Origin of the sequence: Coprococcus sp. AF19-8AC (assembly GCF_003603115.1) — a bacterium.
Lineage (GTDB): Bacteria > Bacillota > Clostridia > Lachnospirales > Lachnospiraceae > Coprococcus > Coprococcus aceti.
Map to the genome: position 1 here is coordinate 211,124 of NZ_QTMI01000001.1, position 19,611 is coordinate 230,734.

17 protein-coding genes and 1 riboswitch are annotated in these 19,611 nt (G+C 43.0%); of the genes, 13 read left to right on the top strand and 4 right to left on the bottom strand.

Going from position 1 to position 19,611, the window contains the following annotated elements; all coding sequences use genetic code 11:
• The first annotated feature begins 500 nt into the window (after positions 1–500).
• From DWX57_RS01025 to DWX57_RS01035, 3 genes are all read left to right on the top strand, one after another.
• Positions 501–2,789, top strand: a complete 2,289-nt coding sequence (locus tag DWX57_RS01025; protein WP_022217197.1) for a hydratase — start codon at positions 501–503, stop codon at positions 2,787–2,789.
• 225 nt (positions 2,790–3,014) lie between these two features.
• Positions 3,015–3,653 (top strand): sugar O-acetyltransferase, encoded by a 639-nt coding sequence (locus DWX57_RS01030; protein WP_118757592.1) that lies wholly within the window; start codon positions 3,015–3,017, stop codon positions 3,651–3,653.
• 12 nt (positions 3,654–3,665) lie between these two features.
• Positions 3,666–5,051, top strand: a complete 1,386-nt coding sequence (locus DWX57_RS01035) for a hypothetical protein (protein ID WP_133300862.1) — start codon at positions 3,666–3,668, stop codon at positions 5,049–5,051.
• Between the two features lie 137 nt (positions 5,052–5,188).
• Here the strand turns inward: DWX57_RS01035 and DWX57_RS01040 are convergent, their stop codons facing one another.
• Together DWX57_RS01040 and DWX57_RS01045 are read right to left on the bottom strand one after the other, a co-directional pair.
• Positions 5,189–6,145: an SPFH domain-containing protein gene (locus DWX57_RS01040; RefSeq protein ID WP_055143974.1), complete on the bottom strand. Its 957-nt coding sequence runs from the start codon at positions 6,143–6,145 to the stop codon at positions 5,189–5,191.
• 53 nt (positions 6,146–6,198) lie between these two features.
• A complete protein-coding gene (locus DWX57_RS01045) occupies positions 6,199–6,645 on the bottom strand; it encodes an NfeD family protein (protein WP_015533182.1) in 447 nt (148 codons plus the stop codon).
• A 264-nt stretch (positions 6,646–6,909) separates the two neighbouring features.
• Between DWX57_RS01045 and DWX57_RS01050 the strand changes: the two genes are divergently transcribed.
• Positions 6,910–8,559 carry an AI-2E family transporter gene (locus DWX57_RS01050; RefSeq protein ID WP_243105793.1) on the top strand — a complete coding sequence of 550 codons (1,650 nt, stop codon included), beginning with the start codon at positions 6,910–6,912 and terminating at the stop codon, positions 8,557–8,559.
• A gap of 70 nt (positions 8,560–8,629) precedes the next feature.
• Here the strand turns inward: DWX57_RS01050 and DWX57_RS01055 are convergent, their stop codons facing one another.
• On the bottom strand, positions 8,630–8,815 hold the full coding sequence (locus DWX57_RS01055) for a DUF4250 domain-containing protein (protein WP_015533181.1): 186 nt from the start codon (positions 8,813–8,815) through the stop codon (positions 8,630–8,632).
• Positions 8,816–8,984: 169 nt separating this feature from the next.
• Here DWX57_RS01055 and DWX57_RS01060 point away from each other — a divergent pair, with 169 nt between their 5' ends.
• Positions 8,985–10,640, top strand: a complete 1,656-nt coding sequence (locus tag DWX57_RS01060; protein ID WP_119998966.1) for a putative polysaccharide biosynthesis protein — start codon at positions 8,985–8,987, stop codon at positions 10,638–10,640.
• A gap of 129 nt (positions 10,641–10,769) precedes the next feature.
• Here DWX57_RS01060 and DWX57_RS01065 read toward each other — a convergent pair whose 3' ends face one another.
• Positions 10,770–11,561 (bottom strand): transposase, encoded by a 792-nt coding sequence (locus DWX57_RS01065; protein ID WP_120122888.1) that lies wholly within the window; start codon positions 11,559–11,561, stop codon positions 10,770–10,772.
• A 614-nt stretch (positions 11,562–12,175) separates the two neighbouring features.
• Here DWX57_RS01065 and DWX57_RS01070 point away from each other — a divergent pair.
• The 8 genes from DWX57_RS01070 to lgt all read left to right on the top strand — a co-directional run bounded on the left by DWX57_RS01070 (position 12,176) and on the right by lgt (position 19,559).
• Positions 12,176–12,817: a chromate transporter gene (locus DWX57_RS01070; RefSeq protein ID WP_120122889.1), complete on the top strand. Its 642-nt coding sequence runs from the start codon at positions 12,176–12,178 to the stop codon at positions 12,815–12,817.
• The gene (locus DWX57_RS01075) at positions 12,817–13,389 is read left to right on the top strand and encodes a chromate transporter (protein WP_120122890.1); all 573 of its coding nucleotides are present in this window, start codon (positions 12,817–12,819) and stop codon (positions 13,387–13,389) included. Before DWX57_RS01070 ends, DWX57_RS01075 begins: the two co-directional genes overlap by 1 nt.
• Positions 13,390–13,555: 166 nt before the next feature.
• The gene (locus DWX57_RS01080; protein ID WP_120122891.1) at positions 13,556–13,990 is read left to right on the top strand and encodes a hypothetical protein; all 435 of its coding nucleotides are present in this window, start codon (positions 13,556–13,558) and stop codon (positions 13,988–13,990) included.
• A 276-nt stretch (positions 13,991–14,266) separates the two neighbouring features.
• The gene (locus DWX57_RS01085) at positions 14,267–14,716 is read left to right on the top strand and encodes a MarR family winged helix-turn-helix transcriptional regulator (protein WP_120122892.1); all 450 of its coding nucleotides are present in this window, start codon (positions 14,267–14,269) and stop codon (positions 14,714–14,716) included.
• On the top strand, positions 14,713–16,062 hold the full coding sequence (locus DWX57_RS01090; RefSeq protein ID WP_120122893.1) for an MATE family efflux transporter: 1,350 nt from the start codon (positions 14,713–14,715) through the stop codon (positions 16,060–16,062). The genes DWX57_RS01085 and DWX57_RS01090 overlap by 4 nt, the downstream gene beginning before the upstream one ends.
• 89 nt (positions 16,063–16,151) lie before the next feature.
• Positions 16,152–16,254: riboswitch (cyclic di-GMP riboswitch) on the top strand.
• A gap of 29 nt (positions 16,255–16,283) precedes the next feature.
• The gene (locus tag DWX57_RS01095) at positions 16,284–16,721 is read left to right on the top strand and encodes a response regulator (protein WP_118757600.1); all 438 of its coding nucleotides are present in this window, start codon (positions 16,284–16,286) and stop codon (positions 16,719–16,721) included.
• A 522-nt stretch (positions 16,722–17,243) separates the two neighbouring features.
• The gene (ychF, locus tag DWX57_RS01100; RefSeq protein ID WP_055223899.1) at positions 17,244–18,341 is read left to right on the top strand and encodes a redox-regulated ATPase YchF; all 1,098 of its coding nucleotides are present in this window, start codon (positions 17,244–17,246) and stop codon (positions 18,339–18,341) included.
• A gap of 108 nt (positions 18,342–18,449) precedes the next feature.
• Entirely contained in the window at positions 18,450–19,559 is a 1,110-nt protein-coding gene (gene lgt / locus DWX57_RS01105; protein ID WP_120122894.1) for a prolipoprotein diacylglyceryl transferase, read from the top strand.
• Positions 19,560–19,611 lie beyond the last annotated feature (52 nt).

Here is a 19,611-nt window from a genome sequence, read left to right on the forward strand (position 1 = left end):
CACTCCTGTGAAAAATTGATAGATAAACAAAACTCTTAAATTATTAACATATCAGGAACATTCTATCATACAAATGGGAATTTCTACAATAGGTATAATTAAAGTATATGTGTGTTGTAAACGAAAATTTATGTCGTTCAGGTTGTTATACGCGTCGTTTGTGTCGATTTATGTCAAAACTATTGGAAAAATTATACAAATAGTATAGTGTATGTAACAGAGAATAATTAACTCTGAGGGGAGATTGATTATATAGTGTCAGATAGGATGTATCAGGTACAGGTATTTCGGTTAAGGGTATCTGTACAGTATATTCAATCTGATGCATCGGAGCTGCCATATGTGCCTGGGCATGTATGGCAGATTTTTTGCGTTAAGCTGTAATATAATACTATTTAAAATTTGAAAATAATATGGTATGATGTAGAGAAACATGGGGTTTTGTATACATCTGTGTGAAATTCCATAAATGACAAAAAGCTATTACCAGGAGGAAGAGTATGATTAAATTATTTGACAACGGTGCTTATCTGTTACATGGTACAGAGCTGGTTGAGGATAATGCTGAGGCAGGTGCAGTTCTCGCATCAAAGCTTGGCAGTGCTCCATCAAAGGAAGAGGCATCAAAGAACACACTTGCTTACGGAATATTGGCTAAGCATAACACATCTGACAATATGGAGAATCTTAAGATCAAATTCGATAAGATGACTTCACATGATATAACATTTGTAGGAATCATCCAGACAGCAAGAGCATCAGGTCTTAAGGAGTTCCCTATACCATATGTACTTACAAACTGTCACAACTCACTGTGTGCCGTAGGTGGAACCATCAATGAGGATGACCATATGTTTGGCCTCTCATGTGCGAAGAAGTATGGCGGCGTGTATGTACCACCTCATCAGGCGGTCATCCATCAGTTTGCAAGAGAGATGCTGGCAGAGTGTGGCGCCATGATACTTGGATCAGACTCACATACACGTTACGGTGCTCTTGGTACTATGGCTATTGGAGAGGGCGGCGGTGAGCTCGCAAAGCAGCTCCTGTGTAAGACATACGATGTTGCAAAGCCGGGCGTTATCGCAATCTATCTCGACGGAGAGGTACAGAAGGGGGTTGGTCCTCAGGATGTGGCACTTGCCATCATCGGAGCAACATTTGGCTGCGGATATGTCAAGAATAAGGTCATGGAGTTCGTTGGTCCTGGTGTTGACAAGCTCTCAGCAGATTTCCGTATCGGTATTGATGTTATGACAACAGAGACAACATGTCTGTCATCAATATGGAAGACAGATGACAAGATAAAGGATTGGTATGACATTCACGGAAGAAGTGAGGCATACAAGGAGATGAATCCTGGCGATGTGGCTTACTATGACGGAGTCGTATATGTAGATCTGTCAACAGTTAAGCCAATGATAGCTATGCCATTCCACCCAAGCAACACATACACCATCGACGAGCTGAATGCCAACCTCATGGATATCCTTGATGATGTTGAGAAGCGTGCACTTGTAAGTCTTGACGGCAAGGTCGACTTCACACTCAAGGATAAGGTAAGAGATGGCAAGCTGTATGTTGAGCAGGGAATCATCGCCGGATGTGCCGGTGGTGGATATGAGAATATCTGCGATGCGGCTGATATCCTCAGAGGCAAGAGCATAGGCGCTGACGAGTTCACACTGTCAGTATATCCTGCAAGTACACCTATATATATGCAGCTCGCAAAGAATGGTGTTCTGGCTGATCTCATCGAGACAGGTTCCATCGTTAAGACAGCATTTTGTGGACCTTGCTTTGGTGCCGGTGATACACCTGCCAACAATGCATTCTCCATCAGACATTCAACAAGAAACTTCCCTAACAGAGAGGGTTCAAAGATACAGAATGGTCAGATCTCATCTGTTGCGCTTATGGATGCGCGTTCTATCGCAGCAACTGCAGCCAACAAGGGCTATCTGACATCAGCAACAGACCTTGCAGATATAGAGTACACACATCCAAAGTATTTCTTCGACAAGGCTATATACGACAGAAGAGTTTACAACGGTGTTGGAAAGGCTGATCCTTCAGTTGAGATCAAGTTTGGTCCAAACATCAAGGACTGGCCTGAGATGGTTCCTCTTACAGACAACCTTCTCCTCAAGGTGGCATCAGTTATACATGATCCTGTAACAACAACAGATGAGCTTATCCCATCAGGAGAGACTTCATCATACAGATCAAATCCTCTTGGACTTGCAGAGTTCACTCTGTCAAGAAAGGATCCTGAGTACGTTGGAAGAGCGAAGGCTATCCAGGCTGTAGAGAAGGTTCGTGAGGCAGGTGAGTGCATGGGTAAGGCATTCCCAGAGGTCAAGGAAGTTATGCATGCCATCAAGGAGAAGTTTGAGGACGTATGCGGAAGCAACACAGGTGTTGGAAGTACCATTTATGCTGTTAAGCCAGGTGACGGTTCAGCCCGTGAGCAGGCTGCATCATGCCAGAAGGTTCTCGGTGGATGGGCAAACATTGCAAAGGAGTACGCTACAAAGAGATACAGATCAAACCTTATCAACTGGGGTATGCTTCCATTTGTGATCGACAAGGATTTCGACTTTGACAATGACGACTATGTATTCATCCCGGGAATCAAGGATGCGGTGAAGAACAAGACAGAGGTTATCAAGGCATATGTTGTGAACAAGGATTTTGCTGAGATAGAGCTGAGACTTGGAGAACTCACAGACGATGAGAGACAGATCATAACAGATGGCTGCCTCATCAATTACTACAAGTACAACTAAATGATATATATGGTGCCGAGTGCGCCATGTATGTACATTTGAATATAATGTATATACGACGATATAACAGGCATCATCATGGGCGCTTTAGTGCGGCTTGGTGGTGCCTGTTGCTTTCATATAGCCAGTGTGATCATGATGTGATAATTCACGATGTCAAAAAGAAACGGATTTACAACATGGCGGGTTTATGAAGACAAAAATAAAATACAGGAGGTATTTATAATGGGAAAATCAGAGCTGGAAAAGATGCACACATGTGAGCTTTATCTTCCGGGCGATGAGGATATCGCCAGAGAGCAGATAAAGTGTCTGGACAGATTATATGACTTCAATATGACCAGACCAACAGAGATGGTCAAGCGTCAGCAGATGCTCAAGGAGATGTTTGAGGAGATAGGAGACAACTGCTATATAGAGCCACCACTCCATGCAAACTGGGGCGGAAAGTTTGTGCATTTTGGAAATAACATATATGCCAACTTCAACCTGACAATGGTGGATGACACGCACATATATGTTGGAGACTATACAATGTTTGGTCCGAATGTCACACTGGCTACGGCGGGACATCCGATAGACGCAGATCTCAGAAAACAGGGATATCAGTACAATGCACCTATAACAATAGGCAAGAACTGCTGGATAGGTGCAGGAGTTACGATACTTCCGGGGGTAACTATAGGTGATAACACCGTCATAGGAGCCGGAAGTATGGTTGCAACGGATATACCATCAAATGTAGTGGCTGTCGGAAACCCGTGTAAGGTGCTTCGAGAGGTGAATGAGCGAGATGCAAAGTATTACTTCAAAGATCACAGGATAGACTTCTTTCAGTACAACAACGTAAGCAAGAATGACTGATGAGGTGAATGAGTGAAGGTTACATGCAAAAGCTGCGGTAAAAAATTTTACCCCGAAAAGACAGGGCATATGTGTCCGAGATGCGGTTCATGGTATGTGGAGAAAAACATAGATGGGCAGTTTGAAAGCGGAGCAGCTCCGGCAGATGCCGGAGATCACAATCAGGATCAGACATCCCATATTGAAGACAAGAATAAACAGTATGGAAATGTGCACAGCGAGTGGTTCAAGAAGAAAGAAAAAGATGTACTCGATAATGAAAAGAGACTGGAAAAAGTCAGCATGATAATTATCATTGTATTTTCCCTGATAATATGTCTGGGGACCGTTTATTCGGCGCTCACGTCAGATCATGACAAAAGTCTTGGGTTTGATGAAGAATCAGAAGGCGAATATGAGGATACAAATGATGAAATATACAGTGGCGATGGGAATTATTATGTTGATAGTATCCCAGTCAAAGGATATGCATTTGGAGACAAGATGGTGAATGTGGATCCTGTTGGAAATACGTCGTGGTTAACGATCAATTCAGTGGAGCCGATAGAGCTGGAAGATGCCGATGTTCCCGAAGGATATGTGGTATACGATATGGAATATGAGATGGATGCTACGGACGATGGGAGTTCAGATGCAGAGGGTATGCCAGACGGAAGAGATTATTTTGATGTATATCTCAGATCAAAATCTTGTATGATGTTGGAACCTATGAGTCAGGAGGACATAGACATTTTGATGTCATATGATGGATATGCAGATGCCAATGACATATCAGAAGTAGTGGATGCTGATCATGGACATATGTACTTTATGGTCAGGTCAGATGATTATGGGTATATGGTTGTATACTGTCAGAATGATGATCCTGAATCACCAGAAGGTCAGTCTACTCCTACAAATATTATGTATGTGGTAGGCGAAAAGGCTGATGCATCGGTTTGGTATGATGTGAGTAAGCTTGACACTCCTAAGGGAAAGTTATACAAAATATACGATGGAGAGTATGGACAGAAAATTGAGAATGATAAGAAATATACTCTTCCAGGTGGGGCGGAAATTACCACTGATGAGATAAGTTATCTGAGTGAAGTAGAATTTGATTATGACAGTTATGACTATTATCTGGTGAGCGATATACTGTTAAATCACGGCGCAAGGATAGGAAACTTTGACATTGTGGTTATAGATACGGATAGTGATACGGATCCAATTAAGAGAAAGATTTTCTATGGTGAATATACAGATGATGCCCTTACTCCAATGTCTGTGGTGTATCAATATGTTGTGTACGGTATCCCGAAGGGACAGGATAAGATCATAAATGTTACATATGAATTTGGATCAGTGCTGGATGAACTGCAGCATGAGACCGCAAGACTTCCGGTTCCAGAGCAATAATACTATATATGTTTCTATATATGAAAGACTATTATAATATCCTGAATGATATACATATGAAGTTATAAGAAAAGGCATACATGGACGGTACAGTGAAATGTACTGTCATGTATGCCTTTTGTGATTAATCTCTTTGCTTACTGCTTTGATATGGCAGCAGTTTCAGTGCTCTTGGCAACCTCTACAATAGAAGAGGTGAGACCTGCGATTCCCTGTATCTCTGATGGGATGATGATCTTGGTAGCCTTGCCGTCTGCAGCCTTTGTAAATGCTTCCAGGCTCTTTAGAGTGATGACCTGATTTGTAGGCATTGACTCATTCAGTGCTCTGATACCATCTGCATTTGCCTGCTGTACAGCGAGGATAGCCTGTGCCTGACCTTCGGCTTCCTTGATAGTTGCTTCCTTCTTAGCCTCAGCACGGAGGATCTGAGAAGCCTTCTCAGCCTCGGCCTCAAGGATGACTGACTGCTTGTTACCTTCTGCGATGAGGATGGCTGACTTCTTCTCACCTTCAGCACGGAGGATCTGCTCACGTCTCTCACGCTCTGCCTTCATCTGCTTCTCCATGGCATCCTGAATAGCTGCAGGAGGGATGATGTTCTTGAGCTCTACTCTGTTGACCTTGATTCCCCAAGGATCAGTAGCCTCGTCAAGTGTTGCTCTCATCTTGGTGTTGATTGTCTCTCTTGATGTAAGTGTCTGGTCAAGCTCGAGGTCACCGATGATGTTACGAAGTGTGGTAGCTGTCAGGTTCTCGATGGCCATGATAGGATTCTCAACTCCGTAGCTGAAAAGCTTAGGATCTGTGATCTGGAAGAATACGACTGTGTCGATCCTCATTGTTACGTTATCCTTTGTGATAACCGGCTGTGGAGCAAAGTCAACAACCTGCTCCTTGAGTGTAACCTTCTTGGCTACCTTATCGATAACAGGCATCTTCATGTGAAGTCCAACAGACCATGTTGCCTGATATGTTCCAAGTCTCTCAATTACATAAGCGTGTGCCTGTGGCACGATCTTGATCGTACTGCAAATAATAACGATTACGATCAGACATAAAATGATAATAAGTGAAATTCCTGCTCCGTCCATAATAATCTCCTTAATTAAAAATGTGTGTGTCTTAAGCTGATAAGCCCTTAGCTTTATATTGCCGGCTTTCCTGCCTTTTCTACGATTGCTTTGACTCCGGATATCTCGTCGATCACGACCTCGGTTCCGGTTTCAATGGTATCGCCATGTTTGGATCTTGCTGTCCACTCAACTCCGTTGATCAAGACCTGACCGGTGGACTTGAGATTGTCTATGTCAGCAGATACGATAACGTGTTTGCCGATAAGACTTTCTACGTTTGTCTTCACCAGTTGGTTGTCAAGATGCTTCTTGGCAATCGGTCTTGTCGTGAAGAAAAGAATAGTGGTGACAACAAGAAATGCAACGATCTGTAGTGGCAGCGATCCGCTGAAAAAAGCGATGATCATTGCCACCAGGGCTCCTCCACATGCCCAGATGGTTGTAAGTCCAAGCGATATGATCTCAGCAATGAGACATACGGCAAATATGATAAGCCAGGTTGCAATCTCCCAATTCATATAGAACACCTCCCTTGTTTAGGAAATCCTGGTATGCGATAGTTTTCGCATTTGCCCTTGGCTAGCTCTCATTTTACTAAAAAACAGTAGGGTAAACAACATAAATTTTCTGAACATACTATCCCCTAAAGTGCATTATATGCACGAATTATAAAATTTATGAGATTAAATGATAAATGTATGGTTAATTTTGCGTAAGCTGTATTGAACAGGTTTGGAAAAACTAATATAATAAACACATGCTAAAGAATGGGAGAGAAGAAGTTGGCTGTTAATAATAAGAAGAAAAGAATTCTCAACATAAGTCTGGCGGTCATAGGAATAATCATTGTCGGACTCCTTTTTAATAAGATACTGGAGCAATGGTCGGGATTTCGTGCGATACTTGACAAGATATCGAGTGCATTTGCACCGATCATAGTGGGCGCAGTCATTGCGTTTCTCATGAACCCGATACTTGTTTTTTTCGACAGATTATTTCATACGATATTCCAAGAGAGAGTCATATCGGATAAGAAAAAATTGTTCAAGGTTTCGAGAACTTTGTCGGTTATTTTAACTACCATAGTGTTCCTTGGAATCATAACCGGAATAGTGTGGCTGGTGGTTCCTCAGCTCTACGACAGTATCAAGCAGCTTGTGGGCAACATGGATACCTATTATTCCAACCTTCAGACGATGGTGGAGAATATAAATGAGAAGTTCCAGAAGCTCAATATACCTGAGGATCAGATCAACAAGTATATGAACAATGCATATCTCAAGGTTCAGGATATGCTGAATACCAAGATCATGCCAAATGTGGACAAGATCGTGGTGAATATAGGAAGTGGAGTGTTCTCAGGTCTTAAGTTCCTATACAATTTCTTCATCGGTATTATCGCTTCGATATATGTGATGGCAAACAAGGAATATCTTGCATCTAGGGGAAAGAAGATCATATATGCGGTATTCAAGGTGAAGAATGCAAATACTATCCTTGACGGACTTTCAGAGATGAACAGGATATTTGGTCAGTTTATTAATGGTAAGATACTTGATTCACTTATCATTGGAATGATCATGTTCATAGTTTCAACGATACTCAATCTGCCATATGCGGTTCTGATAAGTGTTATCGTCGGAGTGACAAATGTCATACCGTTCTTCGGACCTATCATAGGAGCTGTGCCATGTTTCTTCATCGTGCTCATTGCAGATCCTATAAAGAGTCTTGTGCTGCTTATTGTTATACTTGTACTGCAGCAGTTTGATGGCAATATCCTCGGACCGAAGATCATCGGAGATACCACAGGACTTTCAAGCTTCTGGGTGCTCACAGCGGTCATAGTTGGCGGCGGTTTGTTCGGATTCTTTGGAATGCTTCTCGGAGTTCCTGTATTTGCCTGCTGTTACATGTACATCAACAGGACATGCACTGCAAAGCTGCAGGAGAAGAATCTTGCGTTCAAGACATCCGAGTATGAGAAGATCCGCAGGATAGATGAGGAGACGGGAGAGCCGATATATATAACTGAGGAAGAAGAGGATATAAGGTTCAAGAAGAAGACGCCGGAGCAGAAGCTTGCGGAGCGTGAGAACAAAAGGAAGCTCAAGCAGAAGCAGCATATGCTTCAGTACCCATCAGATCTTCCAGATGATGAATATGTGAAGTCTGGCACTGCGCATGCAGATGATCAGTCTCAGGATGACGATGATTCAGATGATGATCCTATCAGTATATTTGATAAATTCATGCATGTTATGAAGAGCGTGGCCAGCAGGGCGGACGCTGAAAAGCTTGCAAATAATATAGTAGGAAGTGATGCAGAGCCTGATAAGGAAGCTGACAGCAAAGATGACGCTGAAGAAGTTGGAAATGGTCAGGCAAAACCGGAGAGTGATAAAAAAATTTCCGGAAATCAGGATAAATAAAACATAATATCAGCACGGGGAAAGCAGATGCTGTCCCTGTCTGACAAAAGAGAAAAGAACAGATTTGCTTTTACACAAATCTGTTCTTTTCTGCATCGTATGAATAGTCGATGGATGCGAGCTTACTCTTGATATCATCTGCATTTACACATAGTGAGCTGCAGAGCTCGTCAAGACTTGGATAGTCATCTCTGAGCTTCGTGTTGATGAAGCTGAGAAGCACCATAGGATCCTTTGGAAGTGAAGAGTATTCCATGGTTAAAGTTCCTCCTTGTGGTATATTTGGTCATAATATGCATCGTGTTTATAAATATTATGGTTGAATTAACTGCATAAAATTGGTATATATATAGTTTGTGATATATATCAAAGATACAAATTGAATTTTACAACAGTGATTTAGAAATGGCAATAAGGAGTTAGATATGAGTACAAATACCGGTACGGCAAAGAAAGGAAAGCTATCAGGAAAGGGAAGTAATCTGGCGCTTCAGGCAGGAATCCTGGCGGGAGCCGGAATCGTGTCGAGGATCATCGGCCTTCTGTACAGATCGCCTCTGTATCAGATACTTGGAGATGAGGGAAATGGATATTATGGTTCAGCGTATGCAATATACGCCATGGTCATAATGATCGCCACATACAGTATTCCTACAGCGGTGTCGAAGCTTGTTGCCGGTAAGATAGCTATGGGACAGTACAAGAGTGCCAGACGTATATACTACTGTACATTTATATATGTAGTCATAGCGGGTGCTGTGGCGGCACTGATCACGTACTTTGGAGCCGAATGGTTTGTAAGTGACCAGCCAAATGCAGTCTTAAGTCTTAAGATACTTGCCCCTACTATATTTATATCGGGCTTTCTTGCAATATTCAGAGGATATCTGCAGGCGTACAACACGATGGTGCCTACATCTATATCGCAGATCATAGAGCAGCTTGCAAATGCAGTAGTCAGTATCGTCGCTGCGTATATGCTTGCAAAGCCATTTGCCGCTGGAACAACCGAGCATGCAAAGTATGGTTCTGCCGGAAGTGCCATGGGTACAGGTGCCGGAGTCCTTGGAGGATTGATATTCATACTGTTCGCTTATGCGAGAAGAAGAAAGGGTATCATGGAGTCTGTGAAGAGCGATACAAGTCCTGACACGGAATCCTATGGAAAGCTGTTCAGAATAATCATTGCCACAGTCACACCTATCGTGGTGGCAGCAGTGGTGTATAACGTGCTCACACCTATAGACATGAAGGTATTCTATGTGGTCATGAAGATGAAGGGCATGGATTCCCTGGAGATGGCAAAGCTGTATGGAATTTACTCAGGACAGTATACAGTTCTCACGAACCTTCCGCTTGCCATAGCAGCTTCAGTTGGAATCGCATATATTCCGGGAATATCCGGTGCGTATGCAAGAAATGACATGCAGAAAACCAATAAACTCCTGAATCAGGCGCTCAGCATGTCCATGCTGGTCACCATACCATGTGCGGTTGGAATGGGAGTCCTGGCTAAGCCTATAATACAGCTCCTGTTCTCAGGTGCGGATCCGATGGCAGCCAAATGTATGTATCTTGGATTCATATCCATAGTGTTCTTTGCACAGTCAACTGTAACCAACAGTGTGCTTCAGGCCATGGGTAAGGTGATGGCACCGGTTATCAATGCAACCCTTGCACTGGTGATACATGTGGTGGTTCTTGTGGTTATGCTGTACTGCACAGACTGGGCACTTTATGCACTGGTATTTGGTTCGATAGTGAATTCGCTGCTCATATGTATATTCAACCAGCGTTCGCTCACAAAGTACAAGACTGGCAAGATGGACAACAGGCGAATATACGTTGCACCTACTATAGCATCTATCTTCATGGGTGTTGTTACGATCATTGTATATGAGGGCTGCAGGAAGCTTCTCGGCAACTGGGTGATCGCGATGTTTGTTGCAGTATTTGTGGCGATCATATTCTATGCGGTGGCTATACTCAAAGCCGGAGGATATACGGAGGAGGAACTTCTCAATATGCCTAAGGGAGGTCTTATTGTGAGGTTTGCGAAGAAGTTCAGGCTGATAAAATAAAATGTTTGTAAAGTGGGGACGTTCCTTTTGTACTGACGAGTGTCCCCGTGTACCGACGAGTGTCCCCGTGTACTGACGAGTGTCCCCGTGTACTGACGAGCGTCCTCGTGTACTGATGAGTGTTTCCTGTCAAGGCTGAGGTTCGCTGTTGTGAGGAGTGCCTTCTGTTAAGGTTCGCTGGATAATTCCTTTAGATGTACCCGTGAGACGGTTCAGCTGTCTGATAGATATACCTTGTTCGTGCAGATGAACAAGGTATTTTTTCTGTTCTAAAAGAGGCAGTAATTGAAAATCGGTGATAGTAGGACACCCAGTTTCTTTTATAATTAACTCCTTTGCAACATCATCAGGGAGCCTTTTGGTCAGTTTATGAATGTCCAGGCAGTCAGCTCCTTCAGTTTCTCGGTGAAATGTAGTAAATGCATTTGAATCACCAATTAGATTGTTTATCAGTCCGATATCTACCAATGCCGAATTCCCTGATAGATAACTGTAGATACTGCTCCAGGGGTAAGACTCGCCGGGAAAAGCTTCTATGCCAGCTTTGTACGGATTTTGGTGTATATAGCGGACTACAGTGAGAAGGTATCGTTCATTGTTAACAGGTTCACTGTAATATCTGCCTTGCTGCAGGAAGCCGGTTCGATCATATTTCATATTAAACCAAACCGCATAACGCGTGTTAATGCGGCGAAATACAGTCGCCAGTGGGGTGTTAGGGGTATGTATGAGAAGATGAACGTGATTGGACATCAGGCAATATGCGTAGATTTCAAATTGGCATTCTTTTTTGTAATAGCCCAGGATATCCAGGTATTTGGCATAATCATTATTTTCTTCAAACATTTGCTGTCTGTCTGCTCCGCGAATTACAACGTGATAAATGTTTGATTCAGATATAGCTCTTGGTTTTCTTGGCATAAAAGGACCTCCTCCAAAATGATAAAATGTGATGTGTACAGTGTGGAAAAAATAAATGTTAAAATGTGATTCATGAAAACACGGTAATCAAAAATATAGCCATCAAAAACCAACCACGATAAGACAAAAAGACATTTATAAAAAGGTAATTGTTGAAAAATTGAAATGACTATGGGTTTCGTATAACATGATTCATATAATATCATTCATATGAAAATGGATTTGATTAGATACGATAGCTTAACGATCGTTTAAGAAAATCAAAACATATAATATTATACTATATTTTGAAAAGAAGTAAAGCGATTTGTAGAAGTATATGATAGAATATATCAGGGACGTTCCTTTTGTATCGGAGAGTGTCCCCTGTCATGCGAAAGGTGAAAACTCGATATGGGGCAATAAAAGGAGTAAAGTTGACATCATTGTTTGAGAGAACCATACGTGCAATGTCTGCGACAGAAGATGATAAAAAAAGTATGATGCAGAAGATGGCAGATGTCAGTTGCAAAAATATTTAGACGAAAATTATTTAGACTTGATTAGGAATATATATCTAGTGTGGGACAGAGGGACGCTTCTCGTGACAAAAGGAACGTCCCCAAGGATTAATTATGGAAAAAGAAAAAAGAAAGGGTAGGACCCTTTTAAAGATATTCATAACAACATTATATCTGAGCGTCTTTACCTTCGGGGGTGGATACGTCATCGTTTCACTTATGAAGAAAAAGTTTGTGGATGAAAACCATTGGATAGAGCAGGACGAGATGCTGGATCTTGTGGCTATATCCCAATCGTCGCCGGGACCTATCGCAGTAAATGGAGCGATAGCGGTTGGATACAAACTGTGCGGTATAGCAGGGGCACTGGTGGCCATAATCGGAACGATCATACCGCCATTTGTCATAATATCCATCATATCTTACTGTTACAGCGCGTTCAGGACTAACTGGGTGATCAGTGAGATGCTGGAGGGAATGCAGGCCGGTGTAGCTGCGGTCATTGCATCAGTGACATATGATATGGGAGCAGACATAGTAAAGCAGAAGGATGATCTGGGGATATTGATCATGATAGCTGCATTTGTTGCATCCTACATATTGGAGATAAATGTCGTGTTCATAGTAATTGTCTGTGGACTTGTCGGCGTTTGCAGAGGACAGCTGGAGAAAAGAAGAGGGCGTGGGCATAAAAAGACAGAGGATACTTCTGACGGAAATCCTGAAAACCATCCCGACAAAGGGGGGATGGAATAATGATCTATTTGCAGTTGTTCCTAAGTTTCTTCCAGATAGGACTCTTCAGTTTCGGCGGAGGTTATGCCGCCATGCCGCTTATACAGGGGCAGATAGTGAAGATACATGGGTGGATGACCATGTCAGAGTTCACGGATTTGATCACTATATCCCAGATGACTCCGGGACCTATAGCTGTCAATTCGGCGACATTTGTGGGGCTACGGGTGGCCGGATATGCCGGTGCGGCGGTTGCCACGCTCGGATGTATACTCCCTTCATGTATCATTGTAACGGTCATAGTCAGGCTGTATCTGAAATATCGCAAGCAGGATGTTCTTCAGGAGATTCTCGGCGGCATAAGACCGGCTGTTGTGGCTATGATCGCGTCAGCGGGAGTTTCGATATTGGTGACGGCGGTCTGGACTGGTATCGATATGATAAGTCTCGCAGGAACTAAGTGGAATCTTGTGGTGATATTTGCAGTGAGTGTTGTTCTGCTCAGGAAATTCAAACTGAATCCGGTGTGGGTGATGCTGCTTTCCGGCGGAATGCAGGTGCTGTGTGAAGTGGGGACGTTTCTTTTGTCATGAAGAGTGTCCCCTGTCACGGGTAAGGTTTTAAGAAAATCAAAGCAAATGTACTTTTTAATATATCTTTAAAGAAGAAAATAGCTTTGTAGAAGTATTTTGAGGGACACGGTGGCACTCTTTGTGACAAAAGGAACGTCCCCCAAGGAGGTCCCCCAAGGAGGTCTAGATGAAGAAGAAAATATTACTGTGTCTGATAGCACAGCTCATATGCTGGAGCATTATGACGCTGTCTGATTACGTGGAAGAAACATATAATGATAGTTACAATCTGGTCGTTGTATTTGCTGTACCCCTGATATGCGTAATTCTGTATATTATATTCAGAAAATGGATATACGATAATCAGATTGTGCGGCTGAAAGATGTCGCTATAATCTGTGCGGCGTGGATGATCTGTGGATTGATACTGGGATTACTGATCGGTGCTCTGGTTCTCAATGAAATGTGGATAGTATCGCAGGCTACAGGAGGATGGGAGCATTTTCTGAATGGAATCGAATACATAATGTTCGCCATAACGCTTGCAGGAATACCATTTGTGGCGGTGGTTCTGATCGAATCGGTTGTGGGAATAGTAAAGGGAGTTAGAAAAAGGGCTTGACGAGAGCTTTGGTAAAGTTGTCCGGCGTAAGTAATAAGTTTTATAATTAAATGCTTCATCTGTGAGAGGATCAGGTGGAGCATTTTTTATGCATGGTGGCTAATGGCTTACTCAGGCATATGAATAGTTTATATGTCCCTTGACAAAAAGAGAAAACATAGATATACTTACCTGCGGTAATTATCAAAGGTAATTACTAGAAATAATAAAAACGTTAATAAAAGACAGATAAGTCAAAAAATGATGGTAATCATTTTATTACGTGAAAGGAAAGCCATGACAAAGGAAAAGATAAAACAGGTTATGGATGCCTGCTACCAGGCTAAGAGAGTCAGAGATATGATGCCCAAGCTGCCAAATGGAGTGACTCCGACGCACATACATTATCTTGATGTGATAACGAAGCTGGAGCTTGACGGCACAGATGTAAAGGTCAGTGATATAAGTGATGAACTGGGGCTCCCAAGACCGGGAGTGACAAAGACGATAAAGGATATGGAACGCCTTGGATTTGTGGAAAAGAAGGCTTCAGAGGCAGATGGACGTATTGTGTATATAAGGAGCACTCAGGCTGGCAGAGATCTGGTTGGCAAATATGTTGATGAGTATTTCACAGGACTGGGGGAGTCTCTTACCGATATCACAGATGAAGATGCAGATATTATGATAGCGACCATTGAAAAAATTTATGATGTTATGAGCAAAAGGAGTCAAGACATAAGATGAGTGTACAGGATAAAACAGATTTTACACAGGGAAGTATAATTAGAAAAATGCTCCCATTCATGGGACCGATTCTTGGAGCATTGATACTTCAGGCTGCATATGGTGCGGTTGATCTGCTGGTGGTTGGAAGATTCGGTTCGACGGCGGGACTTTCAGCCGTATCTACGGGCAGCCAGGTGCTCAATCTGGTTACATTTGTGATAACAGCACTTGCTATGGGTGTCACAGTGCTTATTGCCAGATATATAGGCGAAAAGAACACGGATCAGATAGGAGAGCTTCTTGGAGGCGCCACGACCATATTTGCAATACTTGCGGTGGTGCTGGCAGTTGTCATGGTGACGTTTGCAAGACCTTTGTCCGTGTTGATGCAGGCACCGGCAGAGGCGGTCACTCTTACATCATCGTACGTGAGGATATGCGGAGGCGGAATATTTTTCATTATGGCCTACAATGTGCTCACCGCGATATTCAGAGGTTTTGGAGACAGCAAATCACCTCTTATATTTGTGTTTGTGGCATGTATAGTAAATGTTATCGGTGACCTTATCCTGGTTGCGGGATGTCATCTTGATGCTGCGGGTGCAGCCATAGCAACAGTGGTTGCCCAGGCGGTCAGTGTTGTCCTTGCGCTTGTGCTGCTGAAGAAGAAAAAGCTTCCATTTAAGATATCAAGAAAAGATTTCAGATTAAACAGACAGTGCAGAAGATTGCTCTCAGTTGGACTTCCGCTTGCAATGCAGGAATTTCTCACGCAGATGTCATTTCTAGCGCTGTGTGCATTTATCAACAGACTTGGCCTGGAGGCATCATCCGGATATGGAGTTGCCTGCAAGATAGTCAGCTTTGCCATGCTGGTACCAAGTTCGCTTATGCAGTCTATGGCTTCATTTGTATCGCAGAATGTTGGAGCTGGAAAAGAGGACAGAGCGAGAAAAGCGATGCTTACCGGTATGGGCATAGGACTTTCTGTCGGCGTGGTGGTATTCATTGGCGTGTGGTTCTTTGGTGACAAACTGACATCAATTTTCACCACCGATGCGTCTGTTATCCAGAGGGGCTTCGAGTATCTGAGGGGATTTGCGCCTGAGACTATAGTCACGGCGGTGCTGTTCAGTATGATAGGATATTTCAATGGGCATGAGAAGTCGCTGTGGGTCATGATCCAGGGACTTATCCAGACGTTACTCGTTAGACTGCCTCTTGCCTACTACATGAGTATACAGCCGGATGCTAGCCTTACGAATATTGGACTTGCAGCACCTATAGCCACATGTGTCGGCATCGTGCTCAACGTCATATTCTACATCGTTATGTCAAAGAAGTGGAAAACGGAAAAGACCTGAAAAAAATTAAATAAATGCTTGACAAATAAAACAAATGATTATAATACTTTAATCAGAGAATTGTAATCTATATGTAAAGAATTTGAAAAATAAATATTTAGTAAACCCGTTGAAAAGCGGTGACACAAAGCCATATGGGTCTAAGGTCTGAAAACAGAGAACTGTTTCGGACTATGACAGCCGGTTGCAGTATAATTTCCCTGTTGGAACTAGTATGTACAATGAGGAGTATAATTATATTTATTAAAAGGGACTGGAAGAATATCAGAAGATCTGACTATTCGGACAGGAGAGTCCTTCTTGTGGAGGACAATGATCTGAACAGTGAGATCGCATCGGAGATCATAGGAATGACGGGAGCCAGTGTGGAGATCGTTGAGAATGGCAGGGAGGCTGTGGAGAGAATAGAGAATGCCTCCGATAACTGGTATGACATAGTGTTTATGGATGTTCAGATGCCGGTCATGAATGGGTATGAGGCCACCGCCGCTATAAGAGCACTGCCTGGAAGAAGAGGCCAGATTCCTATCATAGCCATGACCGCAAATGCATTTGCTGAGGATGTGCAGCTTGCAAAGAACACGGGGATGGATGAACACATAGCGAAACCGCTTGATTTTGAAAAATTGAACACAGTGATGGAGAAATATCTGAACTGATAAAATGTAACAGCCAGCCGGGGGTAAAACCCGGCTGGCTGTTGTAGTTTTGATCAAAGGCTGCAGGTCAGATCATTTTTTTGTAGCGTGCCATATCAGTCTTACTTATTCCCATGGAAATACACACTTTTTCAAAAGATTGCTTAGTATTCTTCATCAAGTTCTGTATGGCAGCTACCAGCGCTTCGTCGGCGCCAATCTGTTCACTTTTCGATAGAAAAAAGTATATTGGGAACACAGTATGAGAATCGTGCAACGGAGATCATAGATTTTATTTTACCACGAAAAAAGGATGGAACTGCGATATATCAAGTTTTGAAGGAGGCACTGGGTAAAAAATAGTTATGGGATTCCGATAATAATTATAAACATTGAAATTAAGCCACGGGTGTAGTACAATTACCGTGCTATTGGGGCTTTTTGCGCCCTGAAAACAGATGGTACACTAAATGGTACACCATATAATCGGCAAAGTCAGAATATCAAGCAAAATCAAGGCTTTAAGAAAGGAAAATAGAAAAAATGAAATTAGGTATCGTAGGACTCCCAAACGTGGGAAAAAGTACACTTTTCAATTCACTTACAAAGGCAGGAGCGGAATCAGCTAACTATCCGTTCTGTACAATAGATCCAAACGTAGGAATCGTTGCAGTGCCGGATGAGAGGCTGGACAAGCTCACAGAGATGTACAACTCAGCCAAGACAACACCTGCTGTTATAGAATTTGTAGATATCGCGGGTCTTGTAAAGGGCGCATCAAAGGGTGAAGGACTTGGAAACCAGTTCCTTGCAAATATCAGAGAGGTTGATGCCATAGTTCATGTTGTAAGATGCTTTGAGGATACAAATGTCATCCACGTTGACGGTTCCGTAGACCCGATCAGAGATATAGAGACCATCAATCTGGAACTGATCTTCTCAGATATAGAGGTGCTCGACAGAAGGATCGCCAAGACCATCAGAGGTGCAAGAAATGACAAGATGCTTGCGAAGGAGCTTGACTTCCAGCAGAGGATCAAGGCTCACCTTGAGGATGGTAAGCTTGCAAAGACCATAGAGGTCGCAGATGAGGACGAGCAGGCGTGGATAGAGGAATATAACCTTCTCACATGGAAGCCTGTAATATTTGCCGCAAATGTAGGCGAGGAAGACATTGCGGACGATGGCGCTTCAAATGAGAATGTACAGAAGGTAAAGGAATACGCAAAGGACTTCGATGCAGAGGTATTTGTAGTATGTGCACAGATAGAACAGGAGCTGGCAGAGCTTGATGATGAGGAGAAGAAGATGTTTCTCGAGGATCTTGGAGTTAAAGAGTCTGGTCTTGACAAGCTTATCAAGGCAAGCTACTCACTTCTTGGTCTTATCAGTTATCTGACAGCCGGAGAGACAGAGTCAAGGGCATGGACCATCAAGAAGGGAACGAAGGCACCTGGAGCAGCTGGCAAGATTCACTCAGACTTTGAGAGAGGATTTATCAAGGCGGAGGTTGTCAGCTACAAGGATCTCATGGACTGCGGAAGCATGCTTGCTGCCAAGGAGAAGGGCCTTGTAAGACAGGAAGGCAAGGAATATGTGGTTGAGGATGGAGATGTGATTCTCTTTAAGTTTAATGTATAGAAATTTACGTGGTAAATTTCGTTGAATGATGTATTAGAAAAGTGGCAGCTGCCTTTCTGCAATATGGAGAGTTGGCTGCTACAAGTATATTTTATAAGGTGGAATAATATGGCTCAGATAGCTGAATATTTTAGAAGTATATTTTTCCCGAATCTGGGAATAACACTCAGAAATGTGGGAGACCACATAAGTATAGGAAATTTTGAGATAAGGTTCTACGGGATCATCATCATGATAGGATTCCTGCTGGCATATGTACTCGTCACAAACGAGGCAAAGAGAACAAAACAGAATCCGGAAATGTATCTGGATTTTATACTTATACTTATCATTCCGGCCATACTTGGAGCAAGACTTTACTACATTTTGTTCAGACTTGATCAGTATATAGTGCAGGGTGATGTGGGAGCCACTATCAAAGCCATGCTGAACATCAGAGGCGGTGGACTTGCCATATACGGCGGAATCATTGCAGGAGTCATCACAGCGGTAATATTCTGCAAGGTGAGAAAAGTCAGCTTTGTACTCATGGCGGATACAGCCACTTTTGGAATACTGATCGGACAGATACTTGGAAGATTTGGAAACTTCTTCAACAGAGAAGCATTTGGCGCATATACGAACAGTAAGATGGCCATGGCGATTCCGCTTGATTACTACAGATCTGATGGCAATCTTGACTATCTGGAGAGAACCGGTGTCATCACACAGAAGATGCTGGATAATGTGGTGAATATAGACGGCATGGATTGCATAACGGTCCATCCGACATTCCTGTATGAGTCCTTATGGAATCTTATGCTGCTTGTGTTCTTATTTATATATAGAAAGCACAAGAAATTCAAAGGAGAGTTCGCTCTTATATATGTGGGAGGATACGGACTCGGAAGATTTATCGTCGAAGGTCTCAGAAGTGATTCCCTGATGATCGGCAATACAGGGATCAAGGTATCCCAGGCGCTTGCACTTGTATGCTTTGTAACTGCTGTGGTACTGCTTGTCATAAATTATGTAAGATGTGCCAAGCGTGGCTGGCCTGCTGCAGTGATGGGAGACGCCGCTGGCACAGAAGTGAAGATTAGTGGCGAATGTGATCCTGCGGATACAGAAGTGGAGACCAGTGGTGAAGCAGACGCTGCCGGTACAGAAGTGGAGACCAGTGGTGGATCAGATGACGCTGGAGAAAAAAAGAAAGATGACAAAGATGCCACAAAATAGCATTTCAGCGCAGAAAAAGTGGCAATAAAAATAATATAACAGGGAGACAATA

Coding starts and splice junctions, on each gene's coding strand:
- DWX57_RS01095 (WP_118757600.1), top strand. CDS start 16,284: ATGAGGAGTATAATTATATTTATTAAAAGGGACTGGAAGAATATCAGA.
- lgt (WP_120122894.1), top strand. CDS start 18,450: ATGGCTCAGATAGCTGAATATTTTAGAAGTATATTTTTCCCGAATCTG.
- DWX57_RS01030 (WP_118757592.1), top strand. CDS start 3,015: ATGGGAAAATCAGAGCTGGAAAAGATGCACACATGTGAGCTTTATCTT.
- DWX57_RS01055 (WP_015533181.1), bottom strand. CDS start 8,815: ATGGAATACTCTTCACTTCCAAAGGATCCTATGGTGCTTCTCAGCTTC.
- DWX57_RS01060 (WP_119998966.1), top strand. CDS start 8,985: ATGAGTACAAATACCGGTACGGCAAAGAAAGGAAAGCTATCAGGAAAG.
- DWX57_RS01045 (WP_015533182.1), bottom strand. CDS start 6,645: ATGAATTGGGAGATTGCAACCTGGCTTATCATATTTGCCGTATGTCTC.
- DWX57_RS01090 (WP_120122893.1), top strand. CDS start 14,713: ATGAGTGTACAGGATAAAACAGATTTTACACAGGGAAGTATAATTAGA.
- DWX57_RS01075 (WP_120122890.1), top strand. CDS start 12,817: ATGATCTATTTGCAGTTGTTCCTAAGTTTCTTCCAGATAGGACTCTTC.
- DWX57_RS01065 (WP_120122888.1), bottom strand. CDS start 11,561: ATGCCAAGAAAACCAAGAGCTATATCTGAATCAAACATTTATCACGTT.
- DWX57_RS01025 (WP_022217197.1), top strand. CDS start 501: ATGATTAAATTATTTGACAACGGTGCTTATCTGTTACATGGTACAGAG.
- DWX57_RS01070 (WP_120122889.1), top strand. CDS start 12,176: ATGGAAAAAGAAAAAAGAAAGGGTAGGACCCTTTTAAAGATATTCATA.
- DWX57_RS01040 (WP_055143974.1), bottom strand. CDS start 6,145: ATGGACGGAGCAGGAATTTCACTTATTATCATTTTATGTCTGATCGTA.
- DWX57_RS01080 (WP_120122891.1), top strand. CDS start 13,556: ATGAAGAAGAAAATATTACTGTGTCTGATAGCACAGCTCATATGCTGG.
- DWX57_RS01085 (WP_120122892.1), top strand. CDS start 14,267: ATGACAAAGGAAAAGATAAAACAGGTTATGGATGCCTGCTACCAGGCT.
- ychF (WP_055223899.1), top strand. CDS start 17,244: ATGAAATTAGGTATCGTAGGACTCCCAAACGTGGGAAAAAGTACACTT.